The organism is Actinosynnema sp. NPDC020468 (genome assembly GCF_040642015.1).
Taxonomy (GTDB): domain Bacteria; phylum Actinomycetota; class Actinomycetes; order Mycobacteriales; family Pseudonocardiaceae; genus Actinosynnema.
This window is the reverse complement of record NZ_JBFAEO010000093.1, coordinates 1-10,660: the sequence shown is the minus strand read 5'-3', so window position 1 is coordinate 10,660 and position 10,660 is coordinate 1. Positions and strand designations below refer to the sequence as shown.

14 protein-coding genes are annotated in these 10,660 nt (G+C 73.3%); 8 read left to right on the top strand and 6 right to left on the bottom strand.

Annotated features, from left to right (window positions below; translation table 11 throughout):
• Positions 1 to 404: 404 nt before the first annotated feature.
• The gene (locus AB0G50_RS35420; protein ID WP_360118333.1) at positions 405 to 674 is read right to left on the bottom strand and encodes an Rv3235 family protein; all 270 of its coding nucleotides are present in this window, start codon (positions 672 to 674) and stop codon (positions 405 to 407) included.
• Between the two features lie 131 nt (positions 675 to 805).
• Here AB0G50_RS35420 and AB0G50_RS35415 point away from each other — a divergent pair, with 131 nt between their 5' ends.
• Positions 806 to 1,207, top strand: a complete 402-nt coding sequence (locus AB0G50_RS35415; RefSeq protein ID WP_360118330.1) for an HAD-IA family hydrolase — start codon at positions 806 to 808, stop codon at positions 1,205 to 1,207.
• Here AB0G50_RS35415 and AB0G50_RS35410 read toward each other — a convergent pair.
• Positions 1,204 to 1,962, bottom strand: a complete 759-nt coding sequence (locus tag AB0G50_RS35410; protein ID WP_360118327.1) for an RNA methyltransferase — start codon at positions 1,960 to 1,962, stop codon at positions 1,204 to 1,206. The genes AB0G50_RS35415 and AB0G50_RS35410 overlap by 4 nt on opposite strands.
• A 67-nt stretch (positions 1,963 to 2,029) precedes the next feature.
• Here AB0G50_RS35410 and AB0G50_RS35405 point away from each other — a divergent pair, with 67 nt between their 5' ends.
• Genes AB0G50_RS35405 through AB0G50_RS35395 form a run of 3 tightly spaced genes read left to right on the top strand, consistent with a single transcriptional unit; the run spans position 2,030 to position 4,567 of the window.
• Positions 2,030 to 2,686 (top strand): phosphotransferase, encoded by a 657-nt coding sequence (locus tag AB0G50_RS35405; protein ID WP_360118325.1) that lies wholly within the window; start codon positions 2,030 to 2,032, stop codon positions 2,684 to 2,686.
• A 10-nt stretch (positions 2,687 to 2,696) separates the two neighbouring features.
• Complete coding sequence (locus tag AB0G50_RS35400) at positions 2,697 to 4,079, top strand: wax ester/triacylglycerol synthase family O-acyltransferase (protein ID WP_360118323.1); 1,383 nt, start codon at positions 2,697 to 2,699, stop codon at positions 4,077 to 4,079.
• A complete protein-coding gene (locus AB0G50_RS35395) occupies positions 4,076 to 4,567 on the top strand; it encodes a hypothetical protein (RefSeq protein ID WP_360118320.1) in 492 nt (163 codons plus the stop codon). Before AB0G50_RS35400 ends, AB0G50_RS35395 begins: the two co-directional genes overlap by 4 nt.
• A gap of 92 nt (positions 4,568 to 4,659) precedes the next feature.
• Here the strand turns inward: AB0G50_RS35395 and AB0G50_RS35390 are convergent, their stop codons facing one another.
• From AB0G50_RS35390 to aroA, 3 genes are all read right to left on the bottom strand, one after another.
• Entirely contained in the window at positions 4,660 to 5,028 is a 369-nt protein-coding gene (locus AB0G50_RS35390; protein ID WP_360118317.1) for a VOC family protein, read from the bottom strand.
• A gap of 83 nt (positions 5,029 to 5,111) precedes the next feature.
• A complete protein-coding gene (gene rsgA / locus AB0G50_RS35385) occupies positions 5,112 to 6,119 on the bottom strand; it encodes a ribosome small subunit-dependent GTPase A (RefSeq protein WP_360118314.1) in 1,008 nt (335 codons plus the stop codon).
• Position 6,120: 1 nt separating this feature from the next.
• On the bottom strand, positions 6,121 to 7,386 hold the full coding sequence (aroA, locus tag AB0G50_RS35380) for a 3-phosphoshikimate 1-carboxyvinyltransferase (protein WP_360118311.1): 1,266 nt from the start codon (positions 7,384 to 7,386) through the stop codon (positions 6,121 to 6,123).
• 84 nt (positions 7,387 to 7,470) lie between these two features.
• Here aroA and AB0G50_RS35375 point away from each other — a divergent pair, with 84 nt between their 5' ends.
• Together AB0G50_RS35375 and AB0G50_RS35370 are read left to right on the top strand one after the other, a co-directional pair.
• Positions 7,471 to 8,232 carry an SOS response-associated peptidase gene (locus tag AB0G50_RS35375; protein WP_360118304.1) on the top strand — a complete coding sequence of 254 codons (762 nt, stop codon included), beginning with the start codon at positions 7,471 to 7,473 and terminating at the stop codon, positions 8,230 to 8,232.
• A complete protein-coding gene (locus tag AB0G50_RS35370; protein ID WP_360118301.1) occupies positions 8,229 to 8,852 on the top strand; it encodes an alpha/beta family hydrolase in 624 nt (207 codons plus the stop codon). Before AB0G50_RS35375 ends, AB0G50_RS35370 begins: the two co-directional genes overlap by 4 nt.
• A 2-nt stretch (positions 8,853 to 8,854) precedes the next feature.
• Here AB0G50_RS35370 and ybaK read toward each other — a convergent pair whose 3' ends face one another.
• The gene (gene ybaK / locus AB0G50_RS35365) at positions 8,855 to 9,334 is read right to left on the bottom strand and encodes a Cys-tRNA(Pro) deacylase (RefSeq protein ID WP_360118298.1); all 480 of its coding nucleotides are present in this window, start codon (positions 9,332 to 9,334) and stop codon (positions 8,855 to 8,857) included.
• 233 nt (positions 9,335 to 9,567) lie between these two features.
• Here ybaK and AB0G50_RS35360 point away from each other — a divergent pair, with 233 nt between their 5' ends.
• Positions 9,568 to 10,191, top strand: a complete 624-nt coding sequence (locus AB0G50_RS35360; protein ID WP_360118295.1) for a sigma-70 family RNA polymerase sigma factor — start codon at positions 9,568 to 9,570, stop codon at positions 10,189 to 10,191.
• Positions 10,188 to 10,508 carry a mycothiol system anti-sigma-R factor gene (gene rsrA / locus AB0G50_RS35355; RefSeq protein WP_360118292.1) on the top strand — a complete coding sequence of 107 codons (321 nt, stop codon included), beginning with the start codon at positions 10,188 to 10,190 and terminating at the stop codon, positions 10,506 to 10,508. The genes AB0G50_RS35360 and rsrA overlap by 4 nt, the downstream gene beginning before the upstream one ends.
• Positions 10,509 to 10,660 lie beyond the last annotated feature (152 nt).

Here is a 10,660-nt window from a genome sequence, read left to right as displayed (position 1 = left end):
CTCGCCACGGAGGCGAGCCCCCGACCGCTTTCCGGGTGCGGTGCCGCTCGTGTGGGTGCGGTGGGCCGGGGGCGAACCCCGTGGTCGCGCGAGAGGTCCGCGTGGGTGGCACCGGTGGCGTCGGGCGACCTTCGGTCGGCGTCCGGGCCCGTCCGCCGCTGCGGGCGAGGTCATGAGCCGCTGTGGGCGATTTGGCTCGGGCGTTCCCCTGCGGCGCGCCGGGCGAGGTGGGCCGGGGATGAACCCCGTGGTCGCGCGAGAGGTCCGCGTGGGCGGCACCGGTGGCGTCGGCGGCCTTCGGTCGGCGTCCGGGCCTGTCCGCCGGCGCGGCGCGGTCACGAGCCGCTGCGGGCGAGTTGGCCCGGGCGTTCCCCGGCGGCGCGCCGGGCGAGGGTCGGCGGCGGTCACGGCAGCAGGGTGAAGCGGGTGCACACCCAGTGGCCCGCGTCGGACTCCACGCGCAGCGCCATCGCGCGGACCCGGTCGCCCAGCACGACGCTGCCCGCCACCTCGCCCGCGTCCGGCGACACCCGGCACACCCGCACGCGGTCGACCCGGGCGCCCGCCCGGCCGGTCGCCACGTCGCGCACCGACGCCAGCGCCGGTGTCGTCATCACCGCCGCCAGCTGACCCGGCGTCCGCCGACCGCACAGCACCTCGGCGAGCGCCGTCACCAGCGGACGGACGTCCGGAGGCCCTGGGGCGGGCCGTTCCCACGTCTCCGGCAGGGGGCGCAACCGCGGTGGCATGCTGAACCGAGCGCGACCACCTCCGGCGCGTACGGAGATCACCTGAAGGAGGCACGGTGCGCGGACTGGTGCTCGACTTCGGCGGAGTGCTGACCGACCTCGGCGACGACCGCGCCGCCGGGTCGCCACCCCTGCTCGACGCGGCGAAAACCGCCAGGGGGCAAGGGATCCGCACCGCGATCCTGTCCAACGCCGACGGCCTGTGGGCACCGCCGGCGGCCTGGGGGGCGGTGTTCGACGTCGTCGTCACGTCCGGCGAACTCGGCATCGCCAAACCGGACCGGCGGGTCTACCTGCACACCGCCGAACGCCTCGGCCTCGAACCGGGCGACTGCGTGTTCGTCGACGACCTGGCCGTGAACGTGCGCGGCGCGGCGGCGGCCGGGATGGTCGGGGTGCACCACCGGTCCGTCCGCGACACGCTCGAGGAGCTCCGGACGCTGCTCGACCTGCCCTAGCCGCGCCGGCGCACGACCTCGAAGCACAGCACGGCCGCCGCGCTCGCCACGTTCAGCGACTCGACGCCCGCGGCCATCGGGATCGACAACCACCCCGACACGTGCGGCCGGACGTCCTCGGAGATCCCGAACGACTCGCTGCCCAGCACGAACGCCGCCCGCTCCGGCAGGTCCGCGGTGAACACGGTCTGCCGCGCGGAGGCGTCCAGCGCGAACAGCGGGTACCCGGCCGCGCGCAGCTCCGCCGCCGCCTCGGCCGCCGTCGCGCACCGCAGCACGGGCGCCCGGAACGCCACCCCGGCCGAGGCCTTCACCACCAGCGGGTCGATCGAGGCCACCCCGCGCCGCGGCACGACGATGCCCTCGATGCCGGCGGCGGTCGCGGTGCGCAGGATCATGCCCACGTTCGCGGGCGTGGTGATGCCGTCGAGCACCAGCACCCCGCGCGGCCGGTTCGCCAGCGCCGCCGCCAGCGGCAGCATCCGGGGCGCGACGACGTCCGCGAGTACGCCCTGGTCCTGCTTGCCGTTGCCCGCGAGCACCTTCACCCGCTGCGCGGTGGCCCGCTGCACCTTCACGCCGCGCCGGTTCGCGGCGTCGATGATCTCCCGGGCGGCCGGGCCCCGCGCGCCCTCGGCGAGCAGCACCTTGTCGACCTCCAACCGGGGGTCGTCGAGCGCCTCCAACACGGGCTTGCGGCCGTAAACGGTGACAAAGCGGTCCTTGGGCGAAACGTCCACGCCCAATCGTCCCATCGACCGCTCACCGCATTCGCACCCGTTTGGGGGTTGTGCTCAGGCTCATATGCATGATGATCGTCACATGACCTTGCGCAACGAGGCGCATCGGCTCCTGGCCAGCGGTCGGGAGTCGGATGTCTACCTCCGTTCCGACGGGCTGCTGGTCAAGCGCGCCCGCACGGGCCGCGACCTGGTGCCCGAGGCCGAGCTGATGCGGCACCTGCACGCGCGCGGGCTCCCGGTGCCCCGGGTGGCCGACGCCTCGGAGCACGAGCTGGTCATGGAGTACGTCCCCGGTCCCCGCATGTCGCAGGAGCTCGACGCGCACCCGTGGCGCGCCGCCGCGCTCGGCCGCGAACTCGCCGACCTGCACCGACAGCTGGACGCGGTGCGCGCGCCGGAGTTCCTGCCCGGCGAGGGCGACCTGCTGCACCTGGACCTGCACCCCGGCAACGTGGTGCTCGGCCCGTCCGGTCCGGTCGTCGTGGACTGGGCGAGCGCGACCAGGGGCGACCGCCGGGTGGACGTGGCGCTGAGCTGGCTCGCGATCGCGGTCGCCGAGCTGCGGCCGTTCAAGCGGCTGGCGCGCAGCAGGCTCGTCCGGGCGTTCCTGGCGGGCGTCGACGACGCGGTGCGCCAGGCCATGCCTGCCGCCGCCGAGATCAGGCTGAGCCGCCACCACCGGGACAAGGCCGAGGTGGACGCCGTGAACCGGCTCGTGGCGAGCTGCACCGACTAGCCTGGGCAGCATGCCCGACCGCCTGTCCGCGCTGGACGCCTCGTTCCTGTACCTGGAGGACTCCACGACGCCGATGCACGTGGGCGGCGTCGCGGTGTTCCGGCGGCCGCGCACGGGCTTCGACTACGACCGGCTGGTCGACCTGATCGAGCAGCGGCTCTCGCTCGTGCCGCGCTACCGGCAGAAGGTCGTGCACGTGCCGGGCAGGCTGGCCCGCCCGGTGTGGGTGGACGACCCGGACTTCGACGTCACCTACCACGTGCGCCGGTCCGCGCTGCCGAAACCGGGCACCGACCAGCAGCTGCACGACCTGGTGGCGCGGCTGATGTCCCGCCCGCTCGACCACACCCGGCCGCTGTGGGAGATCTACCTGGTCGAGGGCCTGGCCCGGAATCGGACCGCGGTGATCACCAAGACCCACCAGGCGGTGGTCGACGGCGTCGGCGCGCCCGAGATCGGCCAGGTGATCCTGGACGTCTCGGCGACACCGCGCCCGCCGGTCGGCTCGCTGTGGATGCCCCAGCCCGAGCCGAGCTCGTTCCAGCTGGTGGCCGACGCGGTGGCCGAGGTCGTGCAACGGCCGGGCGAGCTGGTGGAGAACGTCCGCTCGGCCGCGCTGGACACCGTCGCCACGGTCCGCAAGGTCGCGGGCGCCCTGGGCGGCCTGGCCTCCGCGGTGCGCACGGCCGCGACGCCGGCGCCCGGCAGCCCGCTGAACGTCCGCATCTCGCCCCAGCGCCGGTTCGCCGTGGCGCGCACCCGGCTGGACGAGTTCCGGGCCATCCGCGCGAAGCACGGCGGCACGGTGAACGACGGCGTGCTCGCGGTGCTGTCCGGCGCGCTGCGCAACTGGCTGCTCTCCCGCGGCGAGGTGGTCAGCGCGCACACGACGATGCGCGCCATGACCCCGATGTCGATCCGCGACGACGGCCTCGGCTCGCAGGTGTCGGCCTACCTGGTCGACCTGCCGGTCGGCGAGCCGAACCCGGTCGTGCGGCTGCACCACGTGTCCCACGCGTTGCGCGCGCACCGCGAGTCGGGCCAGTCGGTGGGCGCGGCGACGCTGGTGAAGTTCTCCGGCTTCGCGCCGCCGACCCTGCACGCCCTGGGCGCCCGCGCGGCGTCGTCGTTCTCGCGGCGGCTGTTCAACGTCGTGGTGACCAACGTGCCGGGTCCGCAGGTGCCGTTGTACGCCGCGGGCGCGAAGATGATCGAGATGTTCCCGGTGGTGCCCCTGGCGAAGAACCAGGCCCTGTCGATCGGGGTCACGTCCTACGACGGCGGCGTCTACTTCGGGCTGAACGCGGACCGTGACGCGATGTCCGACGTGGACGTCCTGGCGGCCATGGTCGAGGAGTCGGTGGAGGAACTGATGGGAACGGTGTCCGAATGAGGGTCTACCTGCCGGCGACCGTGGCGATGCTGCGCGACCTGGTGGACCGGGGCGAGTTCACCGCAGTGGGCGGCACGGGTTTCGCCCTGACCCCGGCCCTGCGCGAGTCCTACGCCTCCGGCGACACGGAGGAGTTGGAGTACAGCGCGATGCTGGACGCGGCACGGGCGTCGCTGCGGCTGATCGCGGCCGACGAGTCCGCCGTGCCGCGCCGCGCGGTGCTGTCGGTGGACGTGGAGGGCGTGAAGCTGCGCCCGGACCTGGACTTCTCGGTGGTCAAGGTCGGCGGCCCGATCCCGGCGAAGCTCGTCGCGGCGGTCCACCTGGACACCGGCGAGGCGGAGAAGGCGGTCCGCGAGGCCGCCGACGTGATCGACGCGGCCGACCTCGGCGACCCGGACGCGGAGTTCGCGCTCGGCGAGGCCGAGGACCACGAGCTCGCCTGGTACGCCACCCAGGAGCTGCCGTTCGTGCTGGAGCTGATGTAGGTCGCGGTCGCGTCGGGCGCCGCGGTCCTCGTCCGACGCGATCGCGAGCCCGACGCGATCACCTGCCCGGCGCGACGGGGCGCCCGGCGCGGTCACATGCCGGGCGCCGGTTCCCAGAGCTCGATGCGGTTGCCCTCGGGGTCGACGCACCAGCCGAAGCGGCCGAACTCGGAGTCCTCCGTGTCCGGCAGCACCTCGACGCCCCGGCCGCGCAGGTCCTCCAGCAACGACGGCAGGTCGTCCACCCGCAGGTTCAGCATCGCCCGTTGACCGGGTTCGCCGAAGTAGTCCGTGTCGGAGGCGAACAACGCCAGCGTCGTCGTCTCCGCGGCCTCCCAGTGGAACGTCACGGCCCCGCGATCGCTCATCGGCACACCCAGGTGCTCGCGATACCACCCGGCCAACCGCACGGGGTTGCGGGCACGCAGGAAGACGCCACCGATTCCGGTCACCTTCGCCACGGGAGCACGCTACCCGGGCGCCGCGGCCCGAATGCCGCGGCACAACACCCGAACCGCGCAACGGCACCCGTTCGGACGCAGCACTAGTCGTATTCCTCGAGCTTCCCTCGGGATTCCAGCAGCCGGCGCAGCGAGCCCAGCCGGCCGGGCGAGGCCTCGCCGGACTCCACGAGCGAGTCCAACATGCAGTCCGGGTCCTCGGGCGCGCCCAGGTGACCGCACCCCGACGGGCACTCCTCGGCCATCGCCTTCATGTCCGGGAACGCGCCCACGATGTCGTCGGGCGTGATGTGCGCCAACCCGAACGACCGGATGCCCGGCGTGTCGACCGCCCACCCGCCCTCGGGCAGCGGCAACGCGACCGCCTGGGTCGAGGTGTGCCGTCCCTTCCCGACCCCGCTGACCACGCCGACGGCCCGGTTCGCGTCCGGCACCAACCGGTTCACCAGCGTGGACTTGCCGACGCCCGAGTGCCCGATCAGCGCCGAGATCCGGTGCACCAGCCGTTCCCGCAGCGCGCCCGGGTCCAGGTCGGACCGCGTCACGACCACCGGCAGGTCCAGCTCCGCGTACGCCTCCAGCAGCTCGTCGGGCGAGGCCAGGTCGGACTTCGTCAAGCACAGCAACGGTTCCAGCCCGCCCGCGTAGGCCGCGACCAGGCACCGGTCGATGAAACCGCGCCGCGGCTGGGGATCCGCGAGCGCCGACACGATCACCAGCTGCGCCGCGTTGGCCACCACGACCCGCTCGAACGGGTCGGTGTCGTCGGCGGTGCGCCGCAGCACCGACGAGCGCGGTTCCACCCGGACGATCCTGGCCAGCGTGTCGGGCGCGCCCGACGTGTCGCCGACCAGTCCGATCTGGTCGCCGACGACCACCGGCGTCCGGCCGAGTTCGCGCGCCCGCATGGCGACGACCAGCCGCCCCGGGTCGGACTCGACCGCGCACGTCCACCGGCCGCGGTCGACGCCGACGATCATCGCCGGCACCGCGTCCGCGTGCTCCGGTCGGCGCTTGGTGCGCGGCCGGGTGCCCTTGCCCGGCCGCACCCGCACGTCCGACTCGTCCAGCCGGTGCCAGTCGCGGGCCACGTCAGCGCGTTCCGAGCATCGTCGCCCACATGCCGGGGAAGTCGGGGATGGTCTTGGCCGTCGAGCCGACGTCGTCCACCGAGACGCCGGGCACCACCAGTCCGATGATCGCGCCCGCGGTCGCCATCCGGTGGTCGGCGTAGGCGCGCCACACGCCGCCGCGCAGCGGCACGGGCTCGATCACCAAGCCGTCCTCTGTCTCGGAGGCGTTGCCGCCCAACCGGTTGATCTCCGCGACCAGCGCGGCGATGCGGTCGGTCTCGTGGCCGCGGATGTGCGCGACGCCGCGGATCCAGGTGCGCCCGGACGCGACGGCGGCCAGCGCCGCGACGGTCGGCGTCAGCTCGGACTCGTCGTGCAGGTCGACGTCGATCCCGGTCAGGGTGTCCGGACCGCGCAGCGTCAACCCGGCCTCGGACCACGTGACGGCGCACCCCATCCGCTCGAACAGCTCGCGCGCCGCGCCGCCGGGTTGGGTGGTGCGCTCGGGCCAGTGCGGGATGGTCACCTCGCCGCCGGTCACCGCCGCCGCGGCCAGGAACGGCGTCGCGTTGGACAGGTCCGGCTCGACCGCCCACTCCCGACCGCGCACCGGACCCGGCTCCACCCGCCACACGTTCGGCTCCGAGTCGTCCACCACCACGCTCGCGTCGCGCAGCATCGACACGGTCATCTCGATGTGCGGCAGCGACGGCACGGGCTTGCCGTCGTGCGCCACGGTCACGCCGCTCTCGTACCGCGCGCCGGACAGCAGCAGCCCGGACACGAACTGCGACGACGCGGAGGCGTCGATGGTGACGAGCCCGCCGGGCAGCCCGCCCTTGCCGTGCAACGTGAACGGCAGCGCGTCGCCCTCGACGTCGGCGCCCAGCGCGCGCAGCGCGTGCAGGATCGTGCCCATCGGACGGGTCCGCGCGTGCGGGTCGCCGTCGAACTCCACGTCGTCCGCGGCGAGCGCGGCGGCGGGCGGCAGGAAGCGCATCACGGTGCCGGCGAGCCCGCAGTCCACCCGGGCCGGGCCGCGCATCGGCCGCGGGTCGACCAGCCACGAGCCGTCCGGCCCGTCGGTGATCCCGATCCCGAGCGACCGCAGCGCGGCGACCATGAGCGTGGTGTCACGACTGCGCAGCGGGGCGCGCAGGGTGGAGGGGCGGTCCGCGATGGACGCGAGGACGAGCGCCCGGTTGGTGATCGACTTGGAGCCCGGCACGGGTACCGTCGCGTGCACGGGGCCGTTGGCGGTGGGAGCGGGCCACTGCTGAGTCATGGGTCGATGATCCCGCATCGGGTGGTCGACGGCTCGCACCGGTTGTCACGACGTGCGACGATGGCCGCTTGGAGGTGATTTCTGGTGTGCGGCAGGTACGCCTCCACCAAGAACCCGGCGCTGCTGGCGGCGGAGTTCGACGCGGTGGACGCCACCGAGGGCGACGCGCCCGGCCCGGACTACAACGTCGCGCCGACGAAATCCGTGCCGGCTGTGGTGGAACGCCACCCGCGCGACGCCGAGGGCGTCGTGGACGAGAGCACCACGGAGCGCACGGTCCGGATCATGCGGTGGGGTCTGGTACCGCACTGGGCCAAGGACATGTCCGGCGCCGCCAAGATGATCAACGCCCGGTCCGAGACCGTGCTGGAGAAGCCCGCGTACCGCGACTCGGCCGCACGACGCCGGTGCATCGTCCCGGCCGCCGGCTGGTACGAGTGGCAGCCGGGCGAGGGCCGCAAGCAGCCGTACTTCATCCACCCCGGCGACGACTCCACCCTGGCGCTGGCGGGCATCTGGTCGGTGTGGTGGCAGCAGGAGGGCGACGAGCGCAAGCCGGTCATCACCTGCGCCGTGCTGACGGCGGACGCGATCGGCGACATGCGCGAGGTGCACCACCGGATGCCGCTGGTACTGCCGCGCGACCGGTGGGCCGCGTGGCTCGACCCGGACCTGACCGACCCGAAGTCGTTGCTGGAGCCCTCCTTGGACATCGTGGACGCGCTGGAGCTGCGCCCGGTGTCGACGAAGGTCAACAGCATCCGCAACAACGACCCGTCCCTGATGGACGCGGTGCCGCTCGGCGAGGCCGAGAAACCCGAGCCGACGCTGTTCGGGCTGTCGTGACGACCCGCCTCGTGGACACCCCGCACGGCCCGGCCAGGGCCGAGCTGCACTCCGCGCCGGAGGGTCGGGCCGCGCTGCTGCTCGGCCACGGCGCGGGCGGCGGCGTGTGCGCGCCGGACCTGGTGGCCGCGACCCGCGCGGCGGTGGCGGCGGGCGTCCACGTGGCACTGGTCGAGCAGCCGTACCGGGTGGCCGGCCGCCGCGCGCCGGCACCCGCGAAGCAGCTGGACGCGGCGTGGCTCGCGGTGGCCGACGAGCTGGGCAGCACCTGGTTCCCGGACCTGCCGCTGCTGTTCGGCGGCCGGTCGTCGGGCGCCAGGGTGGCGTGCCGCACGTCGGTGGAGGGCCAGGCGGTGGCGGTGCTGTGCCTGGCGTTCCCGGTGCACCCGCCGGGCAAGCCGGAGAAGTCCCGGATGGCCGAGCTGGACGGGGTCGAGGTGGCGGCACTGGTCGTGCAGGGCGAAACGGACCCGTTCGGCCGCCCCGAGGCCGCCCACCGCCGGGAGGTCGTGCTGGTGCCCGGCGACCACTCCCTCAAGGCCGACCTGGAGGGCGTGGGCCGGGCGTCGGGGGAGTGGCTGGCCCGCGTGCTGCGCCCGCTGGACGAGCAGGCGATCTGACCTCAGGCCCCGGCGATCGGCGCGACCACCGCGCCGGTGAGCCGAGCCAGGTCCGCCGGCGCGATCTCGACCTCGAGCCCACGCCGCCCGGCCGAGCAGTAGATCGTGTCGTGCTCGGTGGCCGAGGCGTCCACCACCAGCGGCAGCCGCTTCTTCTGCCCGAGCGGCGAGATGCCGCCCGCGACGTACCCGGTGGCCCGCTCGGCGGCCGTGACGTCGGCCATCCTCGCCTTCTTGCCGCCCAGCGCGGCGGCGAGGGCCTTCAGGTCCAGCTGACCCGTGACGGGAACCACTCCGACGGCGAGCCGCCCGTCGACGTCCGCCACGAGCGTCTTGAAGACGCGCTCGGGCGCGATGCCCAGCGCCTCCGCGGCCTCCAGCCCGTAGGACTCGTGCCGGGGGTCGTGCTCGTACGCGTGCAGCTTGTGGGCCACCTTCTGCTTGTCCAGCAACGCGGTGGCGGGCGTCCCACGTCCGGCCATGAGCGCGAACCCTAGTCGAGCGGCGCCGCGGCGCGCGGGGAATGACCGGGCCGCCGGCCGCGTTGTGGCCGAACGTGGCAACCGAGGTGATGGATCCGCAGGTGACCAGGCAGGTTCAGGCGCGCCCGCCGCGCGGCTCGACCAACTGCCGTCCCGGTGACCGCCGCGTATCCTCGAAAGCGTCCCAGACGGCTTCATCCACGGTGCCCGGGGCACGGTGGGAAGGGAGCGCGGTGTCAGCCACGCGAACGCAGGACGCAACTGACGAGACGACGGCCGAGCGCGCCGCGAGGTTCGAGCGCGACGCGATGCCGATGCTCGACCAGTTGTACTCGGCGGCCCTGCGGATGACCCGCAACCCCGCCGACGCCGAGGACCTGGTCCAGGAGACCTACCTCAAGGCGTACGCGGCCTTCGCGTCCTTCTCCGCGGGCACGAACCTCAAGGCGTGGCTCTACCGGATCCTCACGAACACCTACATCAACGGCTACCGCAAGAAGCAGCGCCAGCCGTTGCAGCAGCCGACGGACGAGATCACCGACTGGCAGTTGGCCCAGGCGGAGAGCCACACGTCCCAGGGATTGCGCTCGGCCGAGGTCGAGGCGATGGACCGGCTGCCGGACACCGACGTCAAGGAAGCCTTGCAACGCCTGCCGGAGGAGTTCCGGATCGCGGTGTACCTCGCGGACGTGGAAGGTTTCGCCTACAAGGAGATCGCAGACATCATGGGCACCCCGATCGGCACCGTGATGTCCCGGTTGCACCGGGGCCGAAGGCAACTTCGCGAACAACTGGCCGACGTGGCGAGGGACAGGGGATTCCTGCGCAACGGCCAGCGGGAGGTGGCGGGCCGATGAGCTGCGGCAACCACCACGAAACGGACTGCTCGGAAGTCCTCGCGGAAGTCTGGCTGTTCCTCGACCAGGAATGCGACGAGAGGCGCAAACAGCTTCTCCAAACGCACCTCGAGGAATGCCACCCGTGCTTGGAGGAGTACGGCCTGGAGGAACACCTCAAGGCCCTGCTCGCGAAGAAGTGCGGCGGCGAACACGCCCCGGAAGACCTGAAGAACCGCCTGCGGGCGAGGATCCACCAAACGACCACCACAGGCACGGAGACGACGGTGGTGGACGTAGAAGTGGACGTACAGGTAACAGTCACCACCACCGACTGACCCGCAGGCCACAAGCCAACACCCCCACCCCGGCACCGACCCAAACAGCCGCCCTTCAGCGCCGAAGGCGCGCTTGCCTTAACGCCGGGGCCTCGTGTTCTCCCCGTATGGCCTGGGCGAAGCCCAACCGCATTTGGCACGGGGGCGCCGAG